This window comes from Pseudomonas sp. WC1, from assembly GCF_050586565.1.
Taxonomy (GTDB): domain Bacteria; phylum Pseudomonadota; class Gammaproteobacteria; order Pseudomonadales; family Pseudomonadaceae; genus Aquipseudomonas.
On the sequence record NZ_JBOBDQ010000002.1, the window covers coordinates 128,769 to 153,485 of the forward strand.

20 protein-coding genes and 1 pseudogene are annotated in these 24,717 nt (G+C 66.6%); 15 read left to right on the top strand and 6 right to left on the bottom strand.

Going from position 1 to position 24,717, the window contains the following annotated elements; genetic code table 11:
- Positions 1 to 33 precede the first annotated feature (33 nt).
- A complete protein-coding gene (mnxG, locus tag ACQ4OD_RS01330) occupies positions 34 to 5,880 on the bottom strand; it encodes a manganese-oxidizing multicopper oxidase MnxG (protein WP_430943761.1) in 5,847 nt (1,948 codons plus the stop codon).
- Positions 5,881 to 6,628: 748 nt separating this feature from the next.
- Here mnxG and ACQ4OD_RS01335 point away from each other — a divergent pair.
- The 10 genes from ACQ4OD_RS01335 to ACQ4OD_RS01380 all read left to right on the top strand — a co-directional run bounded on the left by ACQ4OD_RS01335 (position 6,629) and on the right by ACQ4OD_RS01380 (position 18,333).
- Positions 6,629 to 7,690 carry a 3-deoxy-7-phosphoheptulonate synthase gene (locus tag ACQ4OD_RS01335; RefSeq protein WP_198754123.1) on the top strand — a complete coding sequence of 354 codons (1,062 nt, stop codon included), beginning with the start codon at positions 6,629 to 6,631 and terminating at the stop codon, positions 7,688 to 7,690.
- A gap of 79 nt (positions 7,691 to 7,769) precedes the next feature.
- A complete protein-coding gene (locus ACQ4OD_RS01340; protein ID WP_110604628.1) occupies positions 7,770 to 8,051 on the top strand; it encodes a peptidylprolyl isomerase in 282 nt (93 codons plus the stop codon).
- A gap of 177 nt (positions 8,052 to 8,228) precedes the next feature.
- On the top strand, positions 8,229 to 10,031 hold the full coding sequence (locus ACQ4OD_RS01345; RefSeq protein ID WP_258597928.1) for an extracellular solute-binding protein: 1,803 nt from the start codon (positions 8,229 to 8,231) through the stop codon (positions 10,029 to 10,031).
- Positions 10,028 to 11,086, top strand: coding sequence for a microcin C ABC transporter permease YejB (locus ACQ4OD_RS01350; protein WP_102681940.1), 1,059 nt, complete (start codon positions 10,028 to 10,030; stop codon positions 11,084 to 11,086). The genes ACQ4OD_RS01345 and ACQ4OD_RS01350 overlap by 4 nt, the downstream gene beginning before the upstream one ends.
- Complete coding sequence (locus ACQ4OD_RS01355) at positions 11,086 to 12,102, top strand: ABC transporter permease (RefSeq protein ID WP_094009978.1); 1,017 nt, start codon at positions 11,086 to 11,088, stop codon at positions 12,100 to 12,102. Before ACQ4OD_RS01350 ends, ACQ4OD_RS01355 begins: the two co-directional genes overlap by 1 nt.
- Positions 12,103 to 12,142: 40 nt before the next feature.
- A complete protein-coding gene (locus ACQ4OD_RS01360; protein ID WP_430943763.1) occupies positions 12,143 to 13,531 on the top strand; it encodes a sigma-54 interaction domain-containing protein in 1,389 nt (462 codons plus the stop codon).
- 261 nt (positions 13,532 to 13,792) lie between these two features.
- A complete protein-coding gene (locus tag ACQ4OD_RS01365; protein WP_102684277.1) occupies positions 13,793 to 15,184 on the top strand; it encodes a GntP family permease in 1,392 nt (463 codons plus the stop codon).
- Positions 15,185 to 15,195: 11 nt separating this feature from the next.
- Complete coding sequence (gene hbdH, locus ACQ4OD_RS01370) at positions 15,196 to 15,966, top strand: 3-hydroxybutyrate dehydrogenase (RefSeq protein ID WP_430943764.1); 771 nt, start codon at positions 15,196 to 15,198, stop codon at positions 15,964 to 15,966.
- 89 nt (positions 15,967 to 16,055) lie between these two features.
- Positions 16,056 to 18,005, top strand: a complete 1,950-nt coding sequence (locus ACQ4OD_RS01375; RefSeq protein WP_430943765.1) for an acetoacetate--CoA ligase — start codon at positions 16,056 to 16,058, stop codon at positions 18,003 to 18,005.
- 52 nt (positions 18,006 to 18,057) lie between these two features.
- Entirely contained in the window at positions 18,058 to 18,333 is a 276-nt protein-coding gene (locus ACQ4OD_RS01380; RefSeq protein ID WP_013972552.1) for a peptidylprolyl isomerase, read from the top strand.
- Here ACQ4OD_RS01380 and ACQ4OD_RS01385 read toward each other — a convergent pair.
- From ACQ4OD_RS01385 to ACQ4OD_RS01395, 3 genes and pseudogenes are all read right to left on the bottom strand, one after another.
- Entirely contained in the window at positions 18,321 to 18,779 is a 459-nt protein-coding gene (locus ACQ4OD_RS01385; RefSeq protein WP_408981083.1) for a CZB domain-containing protein, read from the bottom strand. The genes ACQ4OD_RS01380 and ACQ4OD_RS01385 overlap by 13 nt on opposite strands.
- 36 nt (positions 18,780 to 18,815) lie before the next feature.
- A pseudogene (locus ACQ4OD_RS01390) lies at positions 18,816 to 19,055 on the bottom strand (methyl-accepting chemotaxis protein); the annotation flags it as partial.
- Between the two features lie 523 nt (positions 19,056 to 19,578).
- Entirely contained in the window at positions 19,579 to 20,202 is a 624-nt protein-coding gene (locus tag ACQ4OD_RS01395) for a LysE family translocator (protein ID WP_198755070.1), read from the bottom strand.
- Positions 20,203 to 20,337: 135 nt separating this feature from the next.
- Here ACQ4OD_RS01395 and ACQ4OD_RS01400 point away from each other — a divergent pair, with 135 nt between their 5' ends.
- A complete protein-coding gene (locus ACQ4OD_RS01400; RefSeq protein WP_430943766.1) occupies positions 20,338 to 21,156 on the top strand; it encodes an AraC family transcriptional regulator in 819 nt (272 codons plus the stop codon).
- A gap of 93 nt (positions 21,157 to 21,249) precedes the next feature.
- On the top strand, positions 21,250 to 21,870 hold the full coding sequence (locus tag ACQ4OD_RS01405; RefSeq protein ID WP_430943767.1) for a LysE family translocator: 621 nt from the start codon (positions 21,250 to 21,252) through the stop codon (positions 21,868 to 21,870).
- Here ACQ4OD_RS01405 and ACQ4OD_RS01410 read toward each other — a convergent pair.
- Entirely contained in the window at positions 21,848 to 22,543 is a 696-nt protein-coding gene (locus ACQ4OD_RS01410; RefSeq protein WP_198755067.1) for a metallophosphoesterase, read from the bottom strand. The genes ACQ4OD_RS01405 and ACQ4OD_RS01410 overlap by 23 nt on opposite strands.
- 74 nt (positions 22,544 to 22,617) lie before the next feature.
- Between ACQ4OD_RS01410 and ACQ4OD_RS01415 the strand changes: the two genes are divergently transcribed.
- Positions 22,618 to 23,127, top strand: a complete 510-nt coding sequence (locus ACQ4OD_RS01415) for a DUF3016 domain-containing protein (protein WP_198755066.1) — start codon at positions 22,618 to 22,620, stop codon at positions 23,125 to 23,127.
- Positions 23,128 to 23,130: 3 nt separating this feature from the next.
- Here the strand turns inward: ACQ4OD_RS01415 and ACQ4OD_RS01420 are convergent, their stop codons facing one another.
- A complete protein-coding gene (locus ACQ4OD_RS01420; RefSeq protein WP_232968084.1) occupies positions 23,131 to 23,655 on the bottom strand; it encodes a DUF2867 domain-containing protein in 525 nt (174 codons plus the stop codon).
- Positions 23,656 to 23,737: 82 nt separating this feature from the next.
- Between ACQ4OD_RS01420 and ACQ4OD_RS01425 the strand changes: the two genes are divergently transcribed.
- Positions 23,738 to 24,478 (top strand): carbon-nitrogen hydrolase family protein, encoded by a 741-nt coding sequence (locus tag ACQ4OD_RS01425; protein WP_430943768.1) that lies wholly within the window; start codon positions 23,738 to 23,740, stop codon positions 24,476 to 24,478.
- Positions 24,475 to 24,717, top strand: a complete 243-nt coding sequence (locus ACQ4OD_RS01430) for a hypothetical protein (RefSeq protein WP_430943769.1) — start codon at positions 24,475 to 24,477, stop codon at positions 24,715 to 24,717. Before ACQ4OD_RS01425 ends, ACQ4OD_RS01430 begins: the two co-directional genes overlap by 4 nt.

Genomic DNA, 24,717 nt, shown 5'->3' on the forward strand with positions numbered 1-24,717 from the left:
TCCCCACTTACCGGTCAGGCCGCCAGGCCCCTTTCACTGCGCAGGCGCCACCGCCGGCGGTGGCTCGTTGGTCACCCGCAGGATCCCCCACAGCCCCGAGGCATTGCCGTACGCCGCATAGTCGCGGAACAGGTAGTCCCCCGGCACGGCGTTGGCGCCCCCGGCACTGGGCAGCATGAAGCTGAAGTGCGCCGCCGGCAGCACGCTTTCCTGCGCGCCCACATACATCGCCATCGGGTTGTAGCCGTAGCGCACCGAGCCGATGCCCGGCAGGCCCATGGGGTAGCCCTGCACATCGCTCTTCTCGGCCTGGTAGTTGTGCAGCGGCCACAGGTGCCCGTCGAGCTGGTAGGTGATGCCGCGGCTGCCACCGCTGGGCATCAGTACGTGGCTGCGCGCCGGCTGGCCGGGCTTGGCCCAGAGCACCGGGGTCTGCGGATCACCGCCGACCAAGGCATTGCTGTAGGCCATGTGGGCATTGGGCACATCGGCGAAGCCAAAGCCATCGGCATGGCCGAACGGCGCGTCCGGCGCCAGGCCGAAGCGCAGCCACAGCGGCTCGGTCTTGTAGTTCATCGCCATGTTGCCGTTGTCCTTCGGATCGCCGGGCACGCCGTTGCCCTCGGTGGCGATGCCCTCCACCGGCCGGCCATCGGCCCAGCGCATGTTCAGCGAGCGCTGCCACACGGTGACGAAGTCGCGGTAGTCAGGCTGGCCGCTGACCTTCACCGTGGCCTGGGCGCGGCTGGCGGTGTCCTCGGTCCAGGTCGCGCTTTGCGGCAACACGCTCATGGCGCCCACCAGGCCTTTCTGCGGCTGCTTGATGACATCCGCCGGGGTCAGGTTGAGGCCGCCGAACTCGATGGCCGTGGTGTTGATGTTGTCCACGGTGCGGCCCAGTTGCAGCACCGGCTTGCCTTCACGCTCCAGGTGCCCGGCGTAGTACTGGTACACCCGGTTCGGGTAGGCGCCGCTGTTGCCGGTGCGTGGCGGCACGGTCTGCACCGGGTTGAGGCCGACGTTGACGCCGTCCGACTTGGTGATGTCGTAGGCCAGCAGCTGCGCATGCAAGCCGACATGGCTGGACGGGCGCATCAGGTTGTTGTTGAACGCCGTGGAGCCCTCGCCGCCGGCGCGGTCGCGCTTGACCACGTTCTGCATCACCGCACTGCTGGGCAGGTCCGGCATCATCAACGGCAGGCGGTTCTCCAGGGTGATGCTGATGCAGTCGCCGGCGTTGGCGCGCAGCACCAGTGGCTCGACCGGCACGCCGGCCTTGAGCTTGCCGGTGCTCGCGTCGAGGTCGGCCTTGCGCACGTAGAGCACTGCGGTCGGGTCATGCAAAGGCGAACTGTGCCCACCCACAGTGAAGGTCGCGCCGTCTTCCTCGTCGGTGACGGTGGCCATGGGAATATCGACCTTGCGGCTGTTGAACACCAGGGTGCCACCATTGGCCTTGAGCGCGCCACCGACGTGCTGGCCGATGCCGGCCGGGTCATTGATGCTGACCCCGTGGCGGTTCTCGAGAATGTCGTTGGCCAGGGCCGCGACGATCTCGTAGCTGCGCTTGACCGTCGGCCGCGTGCCGATGCCGTTGGCGTTGGCCGTGGTCTTCGGACAGATGCCGTCGAAATTGACGGTGTTGCGCATGGCCACCGGCTGCGGATTGTTCGGCAGGGCGAACAGGTCGGCGCGTTGCGCGGTGTAGTTGCGCATGATGCCCCAGATGCCGTTCCAGTAGCCTTCCAGCGCCGCGTCCAGCGAGTACAGGTAGTCGCCGTTGGTGGCGGCGGAGCTGGAGATCATCGACACCGGTGCCATGAAGCCGAGCTGCTCGGAGATGCCCACCATCTGCGACGACTTCCAGCCCGAGTTGGAGCTGTTGCCGAAGCCTGAGCCGTTCTGCAGCCATTTCACGCCGTGCAGGGTGACGTTGTGTTCCTCTTCATGGCCGCCGGCATGCATGCGCAGGCGCACGTTGTCACCGGAATAGGTGCGCAGCAGCGGTGTGAACGGGTCACCCGGCTCGCTGCCCTTGTTGACGTGCGGCGGGAACAGCGTGGTGCCACCAGTGGGGCCGGTAGCCTGGGTGATCGCCGAGGGCGCCAGGTTCATCGCCGGGATGGCGCGGTCGGTGCGGCTCTGCATGGCGTAGGCCAGGTCGCCGCCGAGGCCATCAGCCTGCATGCCGCGCTTGCCGTCCGGGCCGACCTTGTTCGGGTCGAACACGCGCAGGGCCAGCGGTTCGTTGCGATAGTTGACGACGAACATGCCTGGGTCGTCCACCGAGATCGCCTGCGGGCACGGCCGGGTTGGGCAGCCTGGGCTCAGCCCGCCACGGGATTCGACCACCGACTCGAGCAGCGTCGAGGCCTTTTGCCGCACGGGCGGGTTGATGGCGTAGCGGAAGCTGTCGGCGGTGGCCGGATAGGCCTGGCCATCCGGTACGCCATTGGGCCCGGCGCCCACATACACGCCGGCTTCATAGGCGTGCTGGAAGTCGCTGTATTCGAGGAAGAACTCGCGGTAGCTGTCGTTCTTGCCATCGCCGTCGTGGTCGCCGGTCTGGATCACCGCCTGCCACGAGGTCGGGCCGCCATCCTGGCGAGTCGCCGGGTTGTACAGCTGTTCGCCGGTCTCGGCGTGGTACCAGGTAGAGCCTGCGGGTTCGGCCAGTACAGTGGCGTACAGCCCGAGCTGCTGGTGGGTCGATGGGCCGAGATGGTCATGGGTGAAGATGGTGCCCAGGCCACGGTCGACGTTGTGCACGTTCACCAGGGGGTCGGCGAACCAGCGTTGCATCGCGCTGCGCGCGCCAAGCCAGTCGGCCCGGCCGAAGCGTCCGAAGTACGGATGCTGCTTGGCTTTCGGGCAGGCGGCGGTGCCGTCGCGGGTATCGCCTTCGGTGCAGTTGTTGAAGCTGCGAATGGCGTGCACGCGCTCGACCACGCTGCCGGGCGAGAGGATGCCGTCCTCGTAGTTCCAGCCGTTGGCCGAGCCGTCGGCGGCGGTCAGGTCCCATTTGGGCAGGTGGATATGTTGGCCGATCACGTCGGTCGGGGTGCGAACCTGGTAGTCGTCCATCTCGTAGAACGATGGGATCAGGTTGGTGTGCACGTACTGGGTGCAGTCGAAGGTGTTCATGCGCATCACCAAGGGCTCTGGCGGGCGCTGCTTGGTGATCACCGGCCAGGCGTCTTCCCACAGGGCGAGGATGCGCGCCTGCGGGAAGTGGTAGCCGACCTTGTTGTACACCGCGTCGAACTGGATGTTGGCCGCCTTGTACATACGCGGCCGGTCGGCGGTGAAGGTGGACGAACCGCGGAAACTCATGCCGGTGAGGTTTTCGCCGCTGAAGAACTCGCCGACGCCCGAAGACTGGGTCAGGCGCTTGCCGCGGTCGTCCATGCACGGCTCATAGTACGGCGCGCCCGCCGTCGGCAAGGCGCCGTTGGTGCGGAAGGTCTTGGCCACCGGCGCGCTGCCGGGGATCAGGGCGAAGCTGGGATGCTCGGCCTTGGCATGGAACTGCATGGCCGCCTGTTCGACCTCGGTGCCCTCTTCGGGCAGGTAGATCGGCTTGGCCTTGTGCACCACCTTGGAGAAATCCAGCTTGGTGGTGGTGGTCACGGCGTCGCCACCGGCTGACACACCGTCGAGGGTGTGCCGGCCAAGGCCGCCATCCCAGCCGTCGACCTGGTTGGGGTCGAGGTTGGCCCACAGCGCCTTGCCGCTGTCCTTGAGCTGCCGGGCCAGCGTCGGGTCAAGCATGTCCAGTGGCGGGGTTGGCGGACGCTGGCCGACGCTGCTTTCCATACCGCCGATCCAGAACGGATAGCCGGGGTTTTTCAGGCTGCCGTCGGCGTTGCGATTGGGCTCGCTGCGGTCGACCAACGCGAGGGAGCCAACCGCACGCGGCGTGGCGGGGTCGCCGGAGTGATCGCCGCCCTCCTCTTCTCCGTCATCGCCATGTTCGGCGACCAGGGTCTCGGCCAGCTTGGGCACCACCGTGACCTTGCCCGGCATCGGCGCCATGGCCTTGCCGGGTAGCGGCACGATGGCCGGGATCGGCGTGCCGGCGATGATCTCGCCGTCGGGCAGCGCCCGGGCACCCGGGGCCGGCTTGCCATTGCGCAGGGCGAACGGCGTGGTGTGAAAGCCGTTCTCGCCCTCGCCGCTGACCGCCAGGCGGGTGCCTGGCTCGAACACATCATGTACCCGCCACATGGCCCACATGCCCTGGGCAAAGTGCGGATAGAAATGGCAATGATAGATGGCGTCGCCCGCTACCCGGTTGCGGTTGCCGGAGCCGCCGTTGGCGATTTCGTAGGTGTAGCCCACGCCCGGGCCGATGCCCTGGGCGTCGATATAGTCGGAGTTGTCATCGTTGGGGTTGAACAGCCACTGGTGCCCGTGCAGGTGGAAGATGTGCTGCTCGTGGCCATTGTGGGTGTTGCGGAACTTGGTGAAGTCACCGATGTAGCTGTGGTGCACGTTGGCCGGTTCCGCCGGGTACAGGGCCATGGTCGCCTTGACCCCGGTGGCGCTGGCCGGCGGCGTTTCGCCCGGGCGGATGTTCTCCAGCCCGACGTTGGCCGGGATATCCACCAGGGTGCCGATATCACCGACAGTGTGGGCACTGAGGAAGAATTCTTCGTAGGCGCACGACAGGCAGTCGTGCATCGGCCCCACGCCGAGACGATTAGCCACCACCTCGGCGCCCATGCCGCCGGAGCCGTAGTTGATCATGAACGAGTCGCGGGTCGGCTCCAGCACGTGGCCCATGACCGGGTCAGCCCAGTAACCGGGGAAGGCCTGGGTGGCGGCGACCTCGTCGGCGAACTGCGAGGCGAAGTCGCGGAAGGCTTCCAGGCGATTGGGCAGCGCCGGGTTGCGCTTGCCGACGCTTTCCAGCGGATAGGTGCTGGCAGGGAAGCTGCCGTCGGGGTTGGGGCCCATGACGATGGCGTCGGTCTCGCTGCTCTGGATCTCGTTGCCGTCGACCATCGCAATGATCGGCTTGCCGGCCTTGCCCTCGGCGATCCACGGCTCGACGTTGGGGTAGCGTGCCTGGTAGTCGATGACCGGCTGACCGGTGGCCGTGCGGCCGGTGGTGGCCAGGCGCATCTCTTCCTCGGTCAGGGTGTTGCGGTAGGTGCGCCCGGCCTTGGGCACCACCACCACCTGGCCGAACAGGCCGTTGGCGACGTTACCGCCGCCGCCCTGCCCGCCGAAGGTCGCGCCCTGGCTCGTAACGGCGAAGGCGCCTTCGCGCTCGGCGTACAGGGTGTAGCTGCGGGTGCCGCCCGGGGCGACCAGGAAGTTGCCGTTGCGCCCGGTGTTGGCGGCGATGTCGCCGATGCTGTTGACCGCCTGCAGGCCATTGACCTGGAAGCCCACATGGCGGTCGGTGACCTGCTCGTCAGCGACGAAGTGCTCGTTGCCCTCGTTCTCGACCTCGGCGCCCTCTTCTTCCTCGCCTTCGACTTCGTTCTCGTCGTGATCGATGCCGTGCTTGTTGGGGTTGGCCTGGTAGGCCAGCAGGTTGCTCAGGTTGACCGTCAGGCAATCACCCGCCGCCACCCGCAGCACGATCGGCCGCGGGCGCTTGTCCGGGCGCAGGGTGACCTTGCCCGGCACCGCGGCGCCGCCCTTGCTCAGGGGCGCGTGGTGCTCGTCCACCACGTCCTGGCGCAGGGCGAACATCATGCCGTTGGCGTTCTGCGCGCCGAGGCGGTTGAACATCAGGGGCTGGTCCAGCGCCACCACGTTGGCCACCAGCGTGCGCTGGCACTGCACGGCGGCCTCGCTGGATACCTGCCAGCCCAGCAGGGCCAGCAGGAAGGTGGACAGGACCGGGCCTTTGCGAGGGGTCGACATGGGGCACCTCCGGGGACACAGGGATACTGCGTGGAGGTGAGCAAGTGGCGTGCCATATGATTAACTGATTAATTTCAATTAGTTAAGCCATAAAAAATGGGGCCACTGGGGAAAATCCCCGATGGGTATGCCCCGAATCCGGGGCGGCTACGCAGCCCTCAAGCCAAGCGCCGACCCTGTGGGAGCTGGCTTGCCAGCGATGGGGCCAGTAGAGGTACACAATTACTGCAATAGCATTTAGTGATTGAACGCCAACGCAAAGGTGCAGTAAGCTCGGTCCCAATCACTGGAGAGCAACATGTCGAAACAAACCCGCAACCACGCCAACCACACCGGTCGCTCCGCGCACCGCGTGCTGGCCGTTGCCGGTCGTAACGCCGTTGCCAGCTTTTATTTTGGGTATTGGTTTAGCCACTAGGCGCCGATTACCCATCCGGCGCCCACCTTCGAGGGGCCGCCGAACATGAGAATACTCAAACCCCCGGTCGGCTTCCCGACCGGGGGTTTTGCTTTTCCGGGCCCACGAAACCTACCGATTACCTTGAGGACAGCGTCATGAACCACACCACCTACTACCGCACCTATGCATGGCGATTTAGCCAGTTCCGTTCGGGCCAGCCTGCCGCCTCCGTTCGGTCGATTTCCGGTGGCAATGCCGCACAGACACCCCATTTGACGATCAGTCGAACACCTCGATAGGGCCGACCGCGCGGGCCAGAACCCGCCGTCCGCCCAGGGAAAAAACGCCATGCAAGCCTCGAATCTCGCCCTGCCCCTGACCCAGCCGCACGCTGCCAACACCACCGTCAGCCAGCGCCTGCCCAGCCCGCACCTGCTCAAGCAGCAGATGCCGCTGTCCAGCGAACTCACCCAGCAAGTCCATGCCCAGCGCCAGGCGATCCGCGCCATTCTCGAAGGCCGCGACGAACGCCTGCTGGTGGTGGTCGGCCCCTGCTCGATCCATGACCCGCGCTCGGCCCTCGAGTACGCCGACCGCCTGGCCGCGCTCAGCCACGAGGTCGACGACAAGCTGCTGCTGGTGATGCGCGCCTACGTGGAAAAACCGCGCACCACCGTGGGCTGGAAAGGCCTGGCCTACGATCCGCACCTCGACGGCAGCGATGACATGCACGCCGGTATCGCCCTGTCCCGTGGCCTGATGCTGGGCATGCTCGAACGCGGCCTGCCGATCGCCACCGAGCTGCTGCAGCCGATGGCTGCCGGCTACTTCGACGACCTGCTGGGCTGGGCCGCCATCGGCGCGCGCACCACCGAGTCGCAGATTCACCGCGAGATGGTCAGTGGCCTGGCGCTGCCGGTCGGCTTCAAGAACGGTACCGACGGTGGTATCGGCATCGCCTGCGACGCCATGCGCAGCGCCGCCCACCCGCACCGTCACTTCGGCATGGACACGCAGGGGCATCCGGCGATCATCGAGACCCTGGGCAACCCGGACACCCACCTGGTGCTGCGCGGCGGGCACAAGGGCCCGAACTACGACGCCCAAAGCGTCGCCCTGGCGCGCCAGGGCCTGGCCAAGGCCGGCCTGGCGCCACGCATCATGGTCGACTGCAGCCACGCCAACAGCGGCAAGGACCCGGCGCGCCAGCCGGCGGTGTTCGAGGACGTGCTGGCCCAGCGCCTGGGCGGTGACCGCTCGCTGGTCGGGGTGATGCTCGAGGGCCACCTGTTCGACGGCTGCCAGACTCTCGGCAAAGGCGCGCTGAAGTACGGCGTGTCGATCACCGACGGCTGCCTGGGCTGGGACGCAACGGAAGCACTGCTACGCGACGCCGCCGCGCGCCTGTGAGTCTCTGCGGCAAGCCTGGCGAGACAGGGCACGAACAAGTGCGCTAGGCTTGCCTTTTCGAACCCAAGGAGCAGTACCCATGGCCCGAGCCACCGCCCGCCACATCCTGGTTGCCAGCGAAGACAAGTGCAACGAACTCAAAGCGCAGATCGAAGGCGGCGCCGACTTCGCCGAAGTCGCCAAGGCCAACTCCACCTGCCCGTCCAGCCGCCAGGGCGGTGACCTGGGCTCGTTCGGCCCGGGCCAGATGGTCAAGGAATTCGATACCGTGGTCTTCAGCGCGCCGCTGAATGTCGTCCAGGGCCCGGTGAAGACCCAGTTCGGCTACCACCTGCTGGAAGTGACCAGCCGCCAGGACTGATCCGGCATTGCCGTGGTCTTCCCCGTAGGAGAAGGTCTGCAGGAAGCAAGCTGCGTGGGAGCGGGCTTGCCCCGCGATGGTGTCCGCCCAGGCAGCGCTATCGCGGGGCAAGCCCGCTCCCACGATACCCGCTCCCATGTCAGACTTGGCGGTGTGCTGATAAGTTGCTTGTACCTGATGTTGTCCTTGTCAGCCCACGCCGCGCCCACCCACGCCCTCACCGTCTACGGTGAAGCCCCACGCTACCCCGCGAACTTCCATCACTTCGACTACGTCAACCCTGACGCCCCCAAGGGCGGCAGCCTGCGCCGCTCGGCCATCGAGATCGGCCAGTTCGACCATATCCTGCCCTACATCGACAAAGGCATCGGCGTCAGCCAGGTCGATGGCTGGCTGTACGCGCCACTGGCCGTGCGCTCGCTCGACGAGCCCTACACCGTCTACGGCCTGATCGCCCAGCGCCTGGAGCGCGGCCCCGACGACGCCTGGTTGCGCGTCTACCTCGACCCGCGCGCCACCTTCGCCGACGGCAAACCGGTGCGCGCCGAGGATGTGCGCTTTACCTACGACCTGCTAATGAGCCAGGGCAGCCTCAAGTACCGTACCCAGTTCGCCGAAGTGGCTGGGATCACCGTCGAAGGCCCGCGCCAGGTGCGCTTCGACTTCAAGCAACCCCATGGCCGCACCCTGCCGCTGGAACTGGCCGGCCTGCCGGTGCTGCCCGAGCATGACTGGCGCCAGCGCGACTTCGCCAACGGCGCCGGTTTCGACAAGCCCGTGGGCAGCGGCCCCTATCGCATCGGCAGGATCGACAATGGCCGCAGCATCACCTTCGAGCGCGATGCGAACTGGTGGGCGCGGGACCTGCCGGTCGCCCGCGGGCTATACAACTTCGCCCGCATTGGCGTCGAATTCTTCGGCGACACCGAAGTGGCCCGCCAGGTACTCAAGGGCGGTGGCTACGACTACAACCGCGAGTACTCCGCCACCGCCTACACCCTCGGCTACAACGGCGCGGCACTGGATGACGGGCGCCTGCGCCGCGCCCACCTGGGCCCGGCCAAGCCGCAGATCGCCCAGGGCTTCGTGTTCAACCTGGACCAGCCGCAGTTCAAGGACCGCCGCGTGCGCCAGGCCCTGGCCATGCTCTGGGATTTCGAGTGGAGCAACCGGCAGATGATGCGCAACATGTACATCCGTCAGCAGAGCCTGTACGCCAACACGCCGCTGGCCGCCCGCGCCCTGCCCGACACCGGGGAGCTCAAGCTGCTCGAGCCGCTGCGCGGCCAGGTGCCGGATGAAGTGTTCAGTCAGGTGTTCAGTGCACCGGTCACCGACGGCTCCGGCATCATCCGCCAGCAGCAGCTGCAGGCCCTGGCCTTGCTGCAGGACGCCGGCTGGCATCCCCAGGGCGATCGCCTGGTCAACGCCCAGGGCCAGCCGCTGAGCTTCACCTTCCTCAATGGCCAGTCGGGCATGGAGCGCCTGCTGCTACCGTGGAAGCGCAACCTGGCGCAGATCGGTGTCGAGCTGAACATCCGCAACGTCGACGCCGCCCAGTACGTCAACCGCGTGATGGCCCGCGACTACGACATGATCGTCACCGGCTACCCGGTGACTCTGTCGCCGGGCAGCGAGCAGTACAACTACTTCGGTTCCGCAGCGGCCAACGACCCCGGCTCGAACAACCTGATGGTGCTCAAGGACCCGGCGGTGGACCGCCTGCTCGACGGCCTGGTGCGCGCCAACAGCCAGGCCGACATGCTGCGCCACGCCCGCGCCCTGGACCGGGTGTTGCAATGGAACTACTACTGGATCCCCAACTACTATCCGCCTGGCAGCTCGACGGTGTGGTGGAACCGCTTCGGCCTGCCCAAGGTGCAGGCGGCCTATGACGAAGGCCTGGACACCTGGTGGGAAGTCAGCCCACGGGCACTGACCACACAGCAGATGGCCGAGCGCCTGGGGAACGCGCCATGACCACCTACATCCTGCGCCGCCTGCTGCTGATCATTCCCACCCTGCTGGCGATCCTGCTGGTGAACTTCGCCATCGTCCAGGCCGCGCCCGGCGGGCCGGTGGAACAGGCCGTGGCGCGCCTGCAGGGTATCGGCGGCGGCGCGCCTGGTGCACGGGTCGAGGCGGTGCAGGGCGAATCCCGCGCCACCCGTGGCCTGGACCCCAAGCTGATCGAGGAAATCAAGCGCCAGTACGGCTTCGACAAGTCCGCCCCGGAACGGCTATGGCTGATGCTTGGCCAATATGCGCGGCTGGACTTCGGCCAGAGCTTCTTCCGCGGCGCCAAGGTCACCGAGCTGATCGTGGAGAAACTGCCGGTGACCCTGTCGCTGGGCTTCTGGGCCACGTTGATTACCTACCTGGTGTCTATCCCCCTGGGCATCCGCAAGGCGGTGCGCCATGGCAGCCGCTTCGATGCCTGGAGCAGCGCGCTGATCGTGATCGGCTACGCCCTGCCCTCGTTCCTGTTCGCCCTGCTGCTGATCGTGCTGTTCGCCGGCGGCACCTCGCTCAACTGGTTCCCGGTGCGCGGCTTGGTCTCCGACGATTTCGACCAGCTCAGCTTGCTGGGCAAGGTCGCCGACTACTTCTGGCACCTGGTGCTGCCGGTGGGCGCCCTGGTCATCGGCGGCTTCGCCACCCTGACCCTGCTGACCAAGAACGCCTTCCTCGACGAGATCGCCCGCCAGTACGTGGTCACCGCCCGGGCCAAGGGCCTGAGCGAACGGCGCGTGTTGTACGGCCATGTGCTGCGCAACGCCATGTTGCTGGTGGTAGCCGGCCTGCCCCAGGCGCTGATCACGGTGTTCTTCGCAGGTTCCCTGCTGATCGAGGTGATCTTCTCCCTCGATGGCCTGGGGCGCATGAGCTACGAGGCGGCGGTGTCGCGGGACTACCCGGTGGTGTTCGGCACCCTGTTCATCTTTACCCTGGCCGGGCTGCTGATCCGCCTGCTGGGCGACCTGTGCTACACGGTGCTCGACCCGCGCATCGACTTCGACGCGAGGGGCCACTGATGTTCTCGCCCATCGCCCGGCGCCGGCTGCGACGCTTCCGTGACAACCGCCGCGGCTGGATTTCGCTGTGGCTGTTCGCCGGGCTGTTGCTGCTGAGCCTGGGCGCGGAGCTGGTGGCCAATGACAAGCCCTTGCTGCTCGGCTACCAGGGCGAGCTGTACACCCCGGCGCTCAAGCGTTACACCGAGCAGCAGTTCGGCGGGCAACTGCCGTTCCAACCCGACTACCGCAGCCAGTACGTGCGCCAGCTGATCGAGGGCCAGGGCGGCTGGATGCTCTTCGCGCCGATCCCGTTCAGCGCCGACACCCCCAACTACGACCTGCAGGTGCCCACCCCCAGCCCGCCCAGCACAAGCAACTGGCTGGGCACCGACGACCAGGGCCGCGATGTACTGGCGCGGGTGCTGTACGGCACGCGGGTCTCGCTGTTGTTCGCCTTCGCCCTGACCTTGCTCAGCGTGCTGATCGGCGTCACGGCCGGCGCCTTGCAGGGTTACCACGGCGGCTGGGTCGACCTGCTCGGCCAGCGCCTGCTGGAGGTGTGGTCGGGGTTGCCGGTGCTGTACCTGCTGATCATCCTGTCGGGGTTCGTCGAGCCGGATTTCTGGTGGTTGCTGGGGATCATGGCGCTGTTCTCCTGGCTGACCCTGGTGGATGTGGTGCGCGCCGAGTTCCTTCGTGGGCGCAACCTGGAATACGTCAAGGCCGCCCGGGCACTGGGGCTTTCCGACACCCAGGTGATGCTGCGGCATATCTTGCCCAACGCCCTCAACGCGACCCTGACCTACGTGCCGTTCATGCTTACCGGGGCGATCACCACCCTGACCGCGCTGGACTTCCTCGGCTTCGGCATGCCCGCCGGCAGCGCCTCGCTGGGCGAGCTGGTGACCCAGGGCAAGCAGCACCTCGAGGCGCCATGGTTGGGCTTCACCGCGTTCTTTGCCCTGGCGCTGATCCTGTCGTTGCTGGTATTCATCGGCGATGCGCTGCGCGAGGCATTTGATCCTCGCAGGTGATCGCCTGTAGCACCCTCACATCCAACCGCTGGACCAATGCATGCACGACAACCTCAAGGACTACCCCCAGGTCCGCCAACTGGCCATCCGCTCGCTGTTCGAGATCATCGAGCAATCCAGCGAAGGTACGGTGATCGTCGACCGCCAGGCGCGCATCGTCTGGATGAACGAGCGCTATGCCCGCCGTTTCGGTCTGGCGGATGCCGCCAGCGCCATCGGCAAACCGTGTGAAGCGGTGATCCCTGGCAGCCTCATGCGTGAGGTAGTGAGCGACGGCAAGCCAATCCTGCTGGATATGCTCGACACACCGAACGAACCCCTGGTGGTGATGCGCCTGCCAATCCACGACGATCAGGGCGCGCTGATCGGCGCCATCGGCTTCGCCCTGTTCGACGAGCTGCGCAGCCTGTCGCCGCTGCTCAAGCGCTACGCCAGCATGCAGCAGGAGCTGGCTTCGACCCGCTCGCAGTTGCGCGCGCGCCAGGCCCGCTACAGCTTCGCCCAGTTCGTCGGCAGCAGCCCCGCCTGCCTCGAGGCCAAGCGCCGCGCCCGGCGTGGGGCCGGCAGCGACTCGCCGGTACTGTTGCTGGGGGAGACCGGCACCGGCAAGGAACTGCTGGCCCACGCCATCCATGCAGCCTCGGCCCGCGCGCACAAAGCCTTCGTCAGCATCAACAGCGCGGCGATCCCCGAGGCACTGCTCGAGGCCGAGTTCTTCGGCACCGCCCCAGGCGCCTTCACCGGCGCCGACCGCAAGGGCCGCAACGGCAAGCTGCAACTGGCCGAGGGCGGCACGCTGTTTCTCGACGAGATCGGCGACATGCCGCTGACCCTGCAAAGCAAACTGCTGCGCGTATTGCAGGAGAAGGAATACGAGCCGGTGGGCAGCAACCAGATGCTGCGCAGCGACGTGCGGATCATCGCCGCCACCTCCATCGACCTGCAGGCGGCCATGGCCCGGGGTGCGTTCCGCGCCGACCTGTACTACCGGCTGAACGTGCTGCCGGTGCAGGTGCCACCGCTGCGCGAACGCCTGGAGGACCTGCCGGCGCTGTGCGAGGCGATCCTCGTCGAACTGGGCAGCCAGTACGAGCTGGAGGCCGAGGCCCAGGCGTTGTTGGGGCGCCATGCCTGGCCGGGGAATATCCGTGAGCTGCGCAACGTACTGGAGCGGGCGACCCTGCTGGCGGACCAGCCGCGACTGGGCGTGCATGACCTGGCGAACGCGCTGGGGCCGTTGAGCCCGGTGGCATTGGCCGCACCAGCGCTGGATTACCGCCAGGCGTGCGCCCAGTTCGAGCGCGGATTGATTGTCGATGCCTTGGCCCGCAGCGCCGGAAATGTGCCGGAGGCGGCGCAGGCATTGGGCCTGGGACGGTCGACGCTGTACAAGAAGATGGCGGCGCTGGAAATCGAGTCTCCACAATGAGACGCTCATCTCTTTTATGAGATGGCCACCAGGGCTTTGCCCTCGATCGCCGGCAAGCGGGTCCCACAGGGGCATACCGCGATCAACTGTGGGAGCCGGCTTGCCGGCGATGGGCCGCGGCGCGCCCCCACTTTCTCAAATCAGAGACACTGAGCTTCAGCGAAATAAGAAAAACCCATAAATTCAATGACTTAAGAAATTGGCACGATTTCCGCTACCTGCATTCCAACCATAAAAACAACAGTTGGAGATCCCCTTAGGATGACCGTGCTCATCGCCCTGGCCGCCCTGGCCCTGCTGATGCTCGCTGCCTACCGCGGCTACAGCGTGATCCTCTTCGCCCCCATCGCCGCCCTCGGCGCGGTGCTGCTCACCGACCCCGCCGCCGTGGCCCCGGCCTTCACCGGGGTGTTCATGGAGAAAATGGTCGGCTTCATCAAGCTCTATTTCCCGGTGTTCCTGCTCGGCGCGGTGTTTGGCAAGCTGATCGAGCTGTCGGGTTTCTCGCGCTCGATCGTCGCCGCCGCCATCCGCCTGCTCGGCACTCGCCAGGCGATGCTGGTGATCGTGCTGGTCTGCGCCCTGCTCACCTACGGCGGCGTGTCGCTGTTCGTGGTGGTGTTCGCGGTGTACCCGTTCGCCGCCGAGATGTTCCGCCAGAGCGACATTCCCAAGCGGCTGATCCCGGCGACCATCGCCCTGGGCGCGTTCTCCTTCACCATGGACGCCCTGCCCGGCACCCCGCAGATCCAGAACATCATCCCCAGCACTTTCTTCAACACCACCGCGTGGGCCGCGCCCTGGCTGGGCCTGATCGGCACGTTGTTCGTGTTCTGCACCGGCATGCTCTACCTGCAACGCCAGCGCAACAAGGCCCAGCGCAAGGGCGAAGGCTATGGGAGCAACCTGCGCAACGAACCGGAGACCGCCGACGACATCGCCCTGCCCAATCCCTGGCTGGCCCTGGCGCCGCTGCTTCTGGTAGGCGTGATGAACCTGCTGTTCACCCACTGGATCCCGCAGTGGTACGGCACCAGCCACACCCTGCAACTGCCGGGCATGGCCGCGCCGGTGCAGAGCGACGTGGCCAAGCTGACGGCAATCTGGGCAGTGCAGGCGGCGTTGCTGGTGGGCATCCTGATGGTGCTGGCCTGCGCCTTCGGCACCATTCGCCAGCGCCTGGCCGAAGGCACCAAGAGCGCGGTCAGCGGCGCCCTGCTGGCGGCAATGAACACGGCCTCGGAATACGGCTTCGGCGCCGTGATCGCTTCGCTGCCTGGCTTCCTGGTGCTGGCCGACGCCCTGCGCGGCATCCCTAACCCGCTGGTCAACGAGGCCATCACCGTCACCCTGCTGGCCGGCATCACCGGCTCCGCCTCCGGCGGCATGAGCATCGCCCTGGCAGCCATGAGCGACAGTTTCATCGCCGCCGCCAACGCCGCCAACATCCCGCTGGAGGTGCTGCACCGGGTCGCCGCCATGGCCAGCGGCGGCATGGACACCCTGCCGCACAATGGCGCGGTGATCACCTTGCTGGCGGTCACCGGGCTGACCCACCGCGAAGCCTACAAGGACATTTTCGGTATTACCCTGATCAAGACCCTGGCCGTGTTCGTGGTCATCGCCACGTTCTACGCCACCGGCATCGTATGAAGGAGAATGGCATGACGCTCAAAGGCAAGACCGCACTGGTCACCGGTTCCACCAGCGGCATCGGCTTGGGAATAGCTCAGGTGCTGGCCGAGGCCGGCGCCGACATCCTGCTCAACGGTTTCGGCGACCCGGCCGCGGCCATCGCCGAGATCAGGCGGTTCGGGGTCAAGGTCGCCCATCATCCCGCCGACCTGTCCGACGTCGCACAGATCGAGCAGATGTTCGCCCTGGCCGAACGCGAGTTCGGCGCGGTCGACATCCTCGTCAACAATGCCGGCATCCAGCATGTGGCGCCGGTCGAGCAGTTTCCGGTGGAGGCCTGGGACAAGATCATCGCGCTGAACCTCTCGGCGGTATTCCATGGCAGCCGCCTGGTGTTGCCGGGCATGCGCGCGCGCGGCTGGGGGCGGATCATCAATATCGCCTCGGTGCACGGCCTGGTGGGCTCCACCGGCAAGGCCGCCTACGTCGCCGCCAAGCATGGCGTGGTCGGCCTGACCAAGGTGATCGGCCTGGAAACCGCCACCAGCAACGTCACCTGCAACGCCATCTGCCCGGGGTGGGTACTGACGCCGCTGGTGCAGAAGCAGATCGATGACCGCGCCGCCAGCGGTGGCGATGCACAGCAGGCGCAACACGACCTGCTGGCCGAGAAGCAGCCCTCCCTGGCCTTCGTCACCCCCCGCCACCTCGGCGAACTGGTGCTGTTCCTGTGCAGCGAGGCCGTTAGCCAGGTCCGTGGCGCCGCCTGGAACGTCGATGGCGGTTGGCTCGCCCAGTAAAGGCTAGAGTGGAACAAGACAAGCCCGTTCCTCTACAGAAGCGGGCTCGCACCGCGATAAGACGCTCATCCCTGACCGAGACTCCCGGCATGAACGACGTACTCTGGCGCCCCACCACCACCCAGATCGAAGCCAGCCGGATGGATGCCTTCCGTCGTCGCGTCAACCGGCGCTTCAACCTTCAGCTCGACGACTACGCCGCCCTGCACCGCTGGAGCGTCGAGCAGCGCCCGCAGTTCTGGCAGACCCTCGCCGAGTACTTCCATGTGCAGTGGCACACACCGCCTTCGAGCATCCTCGAGGAAGGCGAACACATGGCCGACGCGTGCTGGTTCCGCGGCGCCACCCTGAATTTCGCCGAACACCTGCTGCAGCGCCACGACGACCGCCCGGCCGTGGTGGCCGTGCGCGAGGACGGCGGCCGCCACAGCCTCACCCACAATCAACTGGCCGCGCAGGTCGCCGGCTTGCAGCAGGCTTTTCGCCAGGCCGGGATCGCGCCGGGTGATCGGGTCGCCGCAGTCATGCCCAACACCTGGGAAACCCTGGTTGCCATGCTCGCCGCCACCAGCCTCGGCGCAGTCTGGTCCAGTTGCTCACCGGAGTTCGGCAGCCATGGCATTATCGATCGCTTCGGCCAGATCGCGCCCCGGCTGCTGCTGGCCTGCGCCGGTTATCAATATGCCGGGAAGGTCATCGACCAGGTCGAGAAGATCAACCAGGTCGTGGCCCAGCTACCGAGCGTCGAGCAGTTGCTGGTGGTGCCGCATACCCGGCCGCAGACCCGCGCCGATGAGTTCACCGGCAAGCCGACGACCCTGTGGGCCGACTACTTCACGCCCGGCGGTACGCCGACCTTCGCCGCGCTGCCCTTCGACCATCCGCTCTATATCCTGTATTCCAGCGGCACCACCGGCGTGCCCAAGTGCATCGTCCACCGCGCTGGCGGCGTGCTGTTGCAGCACCTCAAGGAGCACGGCCTGCACAACGACCTCAAGGCCGACGATGTGCTGTTCTACTACACCACCTGTGGCTGGATGATGTGGAACTGGCTGGCCAGCGGGCTGGCGGTCGGCGCCACCCTGGTGCTGTATGACGGTTCGCCTTTTCACCCAGGGTCCGAGCGCCTGCTCGACCTGATCGACGCCGAAGGCATCCGCGCCTTCGGCACCAGCCCCAAATACCTCGCCGCCCTGGAGCAGGCCGCTGTGGAGCCGGCGAAATCCCATGGCCTGGGCAGCCTGCGCCTGATCCTTTCCACCGGCTCGCCGCTGTCGCCCCACAGCTACGACTATGTCTACACCAAGGTAAAGGCCGACGTGTGCCTGGCCTCGATGTCCGGTGGCACCGATATCGTCGCCTGCTTCGTGGCCGGCAACCCGCTGCTGCCGGTGCGCCGTGGCGAGATTGCCGGCAAGGGCCTGGGCATGGCGGTGGAAGTCTGGGACGAAAGGCGCCAGCCGATCAGCGGCGCGAAAGGCGAGTTGGTCTGCGTGCATCCCTTCCCCTCCATGCCGCTCGGTTTCTGGGGCGACGCTGACGGTCAACGCTACCACGACGCGTACTTCAGCCAGTTCGAAGGTGTCTGGTGCCAGGGCGACTACGCCGAGCAGGTGCCTGGCGGCGGGCTGATCATTCATGGCCGCTCCGACGCCGTGCTCAATCCCGGCGGCGTGCGTATCGGCACCGCCGAGATCTACCGCCAGGTGGAAAAGGTCGGGGAGGTACTGGAAAGCGTGGCCATCGGCCAGGACTGGCATGACGATGTGCGCGTGGTGCTGTTCGTGCGCCTGCGCGACGGTCTGCAGCTCGACGAAGCGCTCAGCCTGCGTATCCGCCAGGTGATTCGCCAGTACACCACGCCGCGTCATGTTCCGGCGGTGATCGTCCAGATCAGCGACATCCCGCGCACCCTCAGCGGCAAGCTGGTGGAGCTGGCGATCCGCGACGTGGTGCATGGCCGGCCGGTGAAGAACACCGACGCCCTGGCCAACCCCGAGGCGCTGCAGCAGTTCCGTGACCGCCCGGAGTTACGCTGAGGGCGACATCAGGCATAATGTCGCCCTTTTACCCCGAAGCACAGGTAACCCCATGAAAGCCCAAGCCCGCCACATCCTGGTCAAGACCGCTGACGAAGCCGAAAAGCTCAAGCAGCGCATCGCCAACGGCGAGGCTTTCGACGTGCTGGCGAAGAAATTTTCCACCTGCCCGTCCGGCAAGCGCGGCGGCGACCTGGGTGAAATCCGTCCGGGCCAGATGGTCGGCGCCATCGACCAGGTGATCTTCAAGAAGCCCCTGCGCGTGGTCCACGGACCGATCAAGAGCAAGTTCGGCTATCACCTTGTGCAGACTTTCTATCGCGACTGAGCCTCGCTCTCGCGCCGTCTCTGCAACAACGAAGGCGATTGCTCGCCACTGGCGACCACGCGCTCCAAACCCTCCTGCACGGCAAGGCTGGCACTCTCCATCTCGGCCACCGCCTTGAGCATCGCTGCGGTATCGCCGCTGGCATGGGCATCGATGGCGTCGAATGCACATCGGTGCACGGCGGCATGGGGCGCGTCGATATCCTTGTACCCTGCAAGATGCGCATAGTGCAGGGCCCCGTCCCCCTCGCGATACCACTTGCCCAGGCGGCAGTGGGTATGGTCGGTAAAGTCCGAGCCGCGCTCCTGCGAGACCCCGAACAATACCTTGTAGACGCGGAACTTGTAGATCAGGTGATCGAGCTTGGCCAGCTCGCAGAAGCTGCGCAGCGCCGACACCGATGCCGATCCTTCGGCCACCGTCGACATGTCGAGCAACTGGCGCATGGTACTGGCCGCGGACTGGCCGACACCGCTGTATGACGACGAATGCTCGGCCAGGCTGGCGATATGTCCTCGGCTTTGCGCGCTGTCGGCACGAATGGCCGAGACCAGCGTGCCGATCTCGGCGGTGGCGTCGGCCGTGCGCCTGGCCAGGGTCCTGACCTCATCGGCCACCACGGCAAAGCCGCGCCCGGCATCTCCCGCCCGCGCCGCCTCGATGGCCGCGTTCAACGCGAGCAAATTGGTCTGGTCCGCTACCTCGCGGATGATCTCCAGCACACCGCCGACCTGCTGAGCCTGATGATCGAGCCTGCCGACCTTCTCCGACGCTTCGCCGGAGGCATCGGCCAGTTGCTCGAGATTGGTCGCGATCGCGTCGATACTGGCCTGGTTGCTGCTGGCGATACCCTGGATGCGGATGGCGTACTGCCGTTCCTGCTCCATGCTGTGGGCGAGGCTGGCGAACGAGGTCTGGGTCATTTCCAGGGAATGCGAGAACGCCGAGAGGTTAGCGGCCAGATGGGCGAGCACCTGGTTCTCCCGTGCCAGTTCCGCCGCCCTCGATTCCGCCTCGCGGACGCGCTGCTCAGATGCCGCCAACTGTGAACGGGAATGCTCCAGGGCGACGTTCAGCTCCTTGATCTGCGGGTCTTGCCGACCTGCCTTGCTCCACCACTTCACACCACGCTCCCGGGGTAGACCCACCGCTTGTCACCCGGCGAAAAAGCTCCGGGCAGAAACATGGAAAGGTCTCAGCAAGCGCAAAGCGCGGCAATACTCAGCTGCGAGGGAAAACAGCGGATCAGCGACGGGCCGCCAGCAGGCCAAGCCCCGCGCACCCCAGCAGCGAGGCGCTGACCCGGTTGAACATGCGCCGTGGCCCGGGCCGTTCGAACCAGCGCTGCAAATACGCGCCTAGCCCCGCATAGATGGCGATGGCCGCCCACTCCAGCAACAGGAACAGCACGCCCAGGCGCAGGAATTGTTCGCTGACCGGGGTAACGCTGCCCACGGTGACGAACTGCGGCAGGAACGCGGTGAAGATGAGTATTGCCTTCGGATTGCCCGCCGCCACCCAGAACTCCTGGCGCGCCAGCTTCCAGGTGCCGCGAGGCTGCTCGCCGGCCACCGCCGCCTCGCCGACCGGTGCCCGCCACAGCTGCCAGGCGATATAGAACAGGTAACCCGCGCCCAGCACCTTGATCGCCAGGAACAGGTACTCGCTGGTGTGCAGCACCACGGCCAGGCCCATCGCGGCCAGGGCGATCATGCCGCTGAAGGCGAGCAGGCGCCCGGCACCGGCCACACAGGCGGTGCGCAGGCCATAGCGGCTGGCATTGTGCAGGGACAGCAGGTTGTTGGGGCCCGGCGCCATGTTCAGGGCGAAACAGGCGGGGATGAACAGCAGCAGGCTCGACAGGTCCATTCTTGTTCTCCGGCAGGGACCGGCGCAGCGTCGCGCCTGGCGGGCAGGCCCGTCAAGCACAGTGGCGCGGCAAATGGCCGGAACAGCTGCCAGGCGCTAGACTGGCGCCCTCCGTACGTCTCAAGGCACCTCGCCATGAACCGCCCGAGCAGCGAAATCTGGTACGAACCGGCCATGCCGTACGTCGAGAGCCGGCGCGCCTGCCATAGCCGCGCCTGCTACAAGGCCCATAGCCACCCCAGCTTTTCCATCGGCGCAGTGGATGCCGGCAGCAGCCGCTTCACCGGCGCTGCCCGCGGTGAGGAGCGCTTGACGCCGGGTACCCTGGTGTTCGTGCCGGCGCAGCGGGTGCATGCCTGCAACCCGCAACCGGGACAGGCCTGGAGCTACCAGATGCTGCACCTGGATGCCGAGTGGCTGCGTAAGCTACGCCTCGAATCCGGCGTTGCCGCAGGCGAGCCCAGTGCCGTGGCCCGGGTCACTCGCTCGCAAGCGCTGTACCGGCAGTTCTGCGCGCTGAACAGGTTGCTGTTTTCACCGGCGGCAACCTTCGAGAAAGAGGCGGCGTTGGTGGCCTTCATCGGCGAACATGATTTCTCCATGCACCCAGCCTTGCTGCCGGCGCCACCCTTGCCGCCGTCGACACTGCGCGAACTGTTGGAGCACGCCCAGGAGCAGGACCTGGCCGAACTGAGCCTGGAGCGCCTGGCGCGCCAGGCCGGCATGGGGCGCTACCAGTTAATACGGGCGTTCAGCGTCGCTACCGGCATGACCCCTCACGCCTGCCTGCTCAACGCGCGGGTGAACAAGGCCCGGAGTCTGTTGCGCCAGGGGCAGGCGCTGGCGGAGGTGGCCTATAACCTGGGCTTTGCCGATCAGAGCCACTTCCAGCGGGTGTTCAAGGCGCATGTCGGGGTGACACCCGGGGCCTACCGGGCGACACTGAAGCACTGACATCACCGCACAGCGGCCCCCTGCAATAATCTTCAATACTCCACCCATCACCAGCAACAGACTGCGGCTACCTCCACCAGGAAGCCCGCCCCCATGCAACTGTTCATGCTCGTCGCCACCGCCCACTTCCTCGCCCTGCTCTCCCCCGGCCCGGACTTTTTCCTGGTCGCCCGCACCTCGGCCAGCGCCGGCTGGCGGCTCGCCAGTGGCGCCTGTGCCGGGATCGCCCTGGCCAACGGCGTGTTCATCAGTGCGGCGTTTACCGGGGTATCCTTTTTGCGCGATGGCAGCCCCCTGTTCGTCACCCTCCAGCTGGCGGGCTGTGGCTACCTGCTCTACCTCGGCCAACTGTTCCTGCGCCATGCCGGGCAAGCCACCCTGACGCACGGCGAACCTGGCGCGGCATCGTCTGCGCGTGGCTGGCTGAACTGTTTGGGCATGGGCTTCGCCTCGGGCATCCTCAACCCGAAGAACGCACTGTTCTATGCAAGCCTGGCGAGCATGATCGCCAGCAGCGGCACCTGGGCCAAGCTGGGCTATGGCATCTGGATGTTCGGCATCGTCCTGGCCTGGGATCTGGGGATTGCCGTGGCCATAGGCAACCCGCGGGTGCTGCGCCGCTTCGCTCGCGCCCTGCCCTGGCTCGAGCGTGCCTCGGGCTTGATGTTGATCCTGCTGGCCGGCGCTGTTCTCACGCACCTGGCCTGGCACTGAGCGGCTCAAGGCCGTCCAGTTCTAGCAGGCTAAAGTGACCGCGGCTCCAGCCGCCGGTGTCCAGGTGCCAGACGTTGCCCAGCACCTTGATCTCCAGCACCGGTGTATGGCCGACCAGCAAGGCGCGCAGGCCCTTGACCGGGCGGCTGTCGCCCTCCTTGAGGCGCCGGCGCGACCACTGGCACACCTCGCGCACCTGCAGGTCATCCCCGGCCAGCAGGCTCGCACACAGCTGGGGCCAGTCGTCGAATGGGCTGTCGGCATGCAGCAAGCCGACCGGTCCGCCCGCCGTGTCGACCTGCAAGGCGATCGGCAGGTGTTCGAACACCTCGACGAAACGCACCTGCTCGGCCTTTGGCAAATCGAGGAACCATCCGCCGCCGGCCGCCCGGTACATGTCCAGGTCGACCCGGCCACCGCGCAGGTGATTGACCGCCAGCGACTCGTGATTGCCCTGCACCGCATGGAACCAGGGCTCGGCCAGCCATTGCAGCGCCTGTGCGCTGCCCGGCCCGCGGTCGACCAGGTCACCGACGCTGAACAGCCGATCGACCACCGGATCGAAACCAACGGCCTCCAGACAGTCACGCAGGCGCTCGAAATGCCCATGGATATCGCCCACGGCCAGGTCACGGCCACGGCTGTTGGCGGCGATCCGCTTGAACGCACTCATTGCATCATTCCTCTGCTTCTGCCCGGCACCGGCGTAAAATAGGCGGGTAAACCGCCCGAATCCGGAGGTGCATCATGCGAACCACCCTGGCCAGTTGCCTGCTGATGGTGCTGGCACTAGACAGCATGGCACAGGGCACCTCGACCGCGCAGGTCGAGGTGCGTTTCGACCACCCCGAGAAATTCCGCGATGCCAGCCTCGACAACCGGGCCTACACTCGCGGCGCCGACCCGCAGGTGATGAAAGCCCTCACCCAGCACCTGCAGAAACTCGGCCAGCGCTACCTGCAGCCTGGCCAGCAACTGGTCATCGACATCCGCGACATCGACCTGGCCGGCCAGTTCGAGCCCTGGCACAACCAGGCTTACGATGTGCGCTTCATGCGCGAAGTCACCTGGCCCAGCATTGACCTCGACTACATCCTGCAACAGCCCGGCCAGCCCGCGCTAAAGGCCCAGGAGCACCTGAGCGACAAGATGTACCTCAGCCGCCCCGGCCGGCTGGGCAACAACGACCGGCTGTATGCGGAGAAGGCCATGCTTGGCGACTGGTTCCGGCAGCGCTTCGCCCAGCCGCCCTCTTGAGTGTCACCCCGCCAGGCGGCGCAGGGCGATAGGCGCGATCAGCCGATGGAACGGCGCCACCGGCAGCATGTACAGGCGGCCCAGCCGATTGTGCGTGCGCACCACGGTGCTCACCAGCACCTCGCAACGGCCCGCGGCCGTCGGGCGTCGCATCAGGGCGATGTGCACGTCCAGGTGCTGGTCGCGGTCAACCAGCAGCACCTCATCCTCGGTATTGGCCACCAGGGTGAAAATCCCCACCCGCTCTCCGGGCTGGTAGCTGCCCGGGGCGCGGGCCGGGTCGATGGCGGTCAGGCGCCCCAGGTCCTTGAGGCCGAGCAGCGCGACCAGGCGGTTGCGCAGCACCATCAATGTGTCGATCCAGCCGGGCATGCTCGTCATCAGGCGCAGGAAGTGCGCCATGGCCGGCCGCCCGTCGTCCGCAATTTCAATTGCCCGACAATGGCGAAAACCCGCCTGCGCGGCATGCGTGGCGATCAGCGAGTCGGCGGGTATGGCGGCGGCGTGGGTCATTGCGTTTTCGTCCATGAAATCGACACATCGGTACTGGGAGGGAACGGCCGTCGATTGTATCCTCGACAGCCGACGACATGCCAAGGACGGATGCTTCATGAAGATCTGCGCAGTACAGCTGGCTTTGAGCAAAGGCGATCTGGCCGCCAACATCGCGCTCCATCTGCGCGCCATCGAACAGGCCGCGGCCCTGGGCGCCGAACTGCTGGTGTTCCCCGAACTGTCCTTGACCGGCTACGAACCAACGCTGGCCCGGCAACTGGCCATGCCCGCCGACTCGCCGCAACTGGCACCGCTGCAAGCCGCGTGCGACCGCTTCGGCGTGACGGCGGCGGTCGGCCTGCCCATGCCGACCATGGCCGGCGTGCGCATAGGCATGCTGGTAGTGCGCCCGAAGCTGGCACCGCTGGTGTATGCCAAGCAGCGCCTGCATGACGACGAACTGGACTACTTCGTACCCGGCAGCACCTCGCTGGTGTTCGCCGCCGGCAGCCACCAGGTTGCGCCGGCTATCTGCTATGAATCGATGTTCCTCGAGCACGCCGCGCATGCCCAGGCGCAGGGCGCCGACCTTTACCTGGTCAGCGTGGTCAAGACCGAGGAAGGCATCCGCGCAGGGGCTGCGCACTACCCGCAGGTTGCCCGGCGGCTGCGCATGCCGGTGATCATGAGCAACTGCGTCGGCCCTGCGGACATTTACGTGGGGGCCGGGCAGTCCGCAGCCTGGGATGCCGAAGGCAACCTGCTGGCCTGCCTCGGTGATGCAGCACCAGGCCTTCTACTGCTCGATACGGCGACAGGCACTGCCCAGGCATGGCCGCTGGAGCTGTGCGCATGAAGTATGCGCTAGTGATCCTGGCCAGCTATGCCAGTGTCTGGTACCTGGTGGGCACCCTGATTCGCGGGCGCCTGGCCGATATCGCCGAAGGCCTGCGCCATCGCCCGGACGCCCCGCCTGCGGGGCAGTACCTGCGCGAAGTCCAAGCCCACGCCCGCCGCGCCCACCGCCACTACAGCCTGTTTGCCGGCACAATGCTGGCCCTGGTGTTGACGGTGTTTTGTGCCTGGCTCAGCTGA

What these genes read in the sequence shown, in the direction of transcription:
- ACQ4OD_RS01395 (WP_198755070.1), bottom strand. Translation starts at nt 20,202, where the DNA reads ATGGACCTGTCGAGCCTGCTGCTGTTCATCCCCGCCTGTTTCGCCCTG.
- ACQ4OD_RS01410 (WP_198755067.1), bottom strand. Translation starts at nt 22,543, where the DNA reads ATGAGTGCGTTCAAGCGGATCGCCGCCAACAGCCGTGGCCGTGACCTG.
- ACQ4OD_RS01340 (WP_110604628.1), top strand. Translation starts at nt 7,770, where the DNA reads ATGGCCCGAGCCACCGCCCGCCACATCCTGGTTGCCAGCGAAGACAAG.
- ACQ4OD_RS01380 (WP_013972552.1), top strand. Translation starts at nt 18,058, where the DNA reads ATGAAAGCCCAAGCCCGCCACATCCTGGTCAAGACCGCTGACGAAGCC.
- ACQ4OD_RS01425 (WP_430943768.1), top strand. Translation starts at nt 23,738, where the DNA reads ATGAAGATCTGCGCAGTACAGCTGGCTTTGAGCAAAGGCGATCTGGCC.
- ACQ4OD_RS01400 (WP_430943766.1), top strand. Translation starts at nt 20,338, where the DNA reads ATGAACCGCCCGAGCAGCGAAATCTGGTACGAACCGGCCATGCCGTAC.
- ACQ4OD_RS01365 (WP_102684277.1), top strand. Translation starts at nt 13,793, where the DNA reads ATGACCGTGCTCATCGCCCTGGCCGCCCTGGCCCTGCTGATGCTCGCT.
- ACQ4OD_RS01360 (WP_430943763.1), top strand. Translation starts at nt 12,143, where the DNA reads ATGCACGACAACCTCAAGGACTACCCCCAGGTCCGCCAACTGGCCATC.
- ACQ4OD_RS01350 (WP_102681940.1), top strand. Translation starts at nt 10,028, where the DNA reads ATGACCACCTACATCCTGCGCCGCCTGCTGCTGATCATTCCCACCCTG.
- ACQ4OD_RS01335 (WP_198754123.1), top strand. Translation starts at nt 6,629, where the DNA reads ATGCAAGCCTCGAATCTCGCCCTGCCCCTGACCCAGCCGCACGCTGCC.
- hbdH (WP_430943764.1), top strand. Translation starts at nt 15,196, where the DNA reads ATGACGCTCAAAGGCAAGACCGCACTGGTCACCGGTTCCACCAGCGGC.
- mnxG (WP_430943761.1), bottom strand. Translation starts at nt 5,880, where the DNA reads ATGTCGACCCCTCGCAAAGGCCCGGTCCTGTCCACCTTCCTGCTGGCC.
- ACQ4OD_RS01375 (WP_430943765.1), top strand. Translation starts at nt 16,056, where the DNA reads ATGAACGACGTACTCTGGCGCCCCACCACCACCCAGATCGAAGCCAGC.
- ACQ4OD_RS01420 (WP_232968084.1), bottom strand. Translation starts at nt 23,655, where the DNA reads ATGGACGAAAACGCAATGACCCACGCCGCCGCCATACCCGCCGACTCG.
- ACQ4OD_RS01345 (WP_258597928.1), top strand. Translation starts at nt 8,229, where the DNA reads ATGTTGTCCTTGTCAGCCCACGCCGCGCCCACCCACGCCCTCACCGTC.
- ACQ4OD_RS01355 (WP_094009978.1), top strand. Translation starts at nt 11,086, where the DNA reads ATGTTCTCGCCCATCGCCCGGCGCCGGCTGCGACGCTTCCGTGACAAC.
- ACQ4OD_RS01405 (WP_430943767.1), top strand. Translation starts at nt 21,250, where the DNA reads ATGCAACTGTTCATGCTCGTCGCCACCGCCCACTTCCTCGCCCTGCTC.
- ACQ4OD_RS01430 (WP_430943769.1), top strand. Translation starts at nt 24,475, where the DNA reads ATGAAGTATGCGCTAGTGATCCTGGCCAGCTATGCCAGTGTCTGGTAC.
- ACQ4OD_RS01415 (WP_198755066.1), top strand. Translation starts at nt 22,618, where the DNA reads ATGCGAACCACCCTGGCCAGTTGCCTGCTGATGGTGCTGGCACTAGAC.
- ACQ4OD_RS01385 (WP_408981083.1), bottom strand. Translation starts at nt 18,779, where the DNA reads ATGCGCCAGTTGCTCGACATGTCGACGGTGGCCGAAGGATCGGCATCG.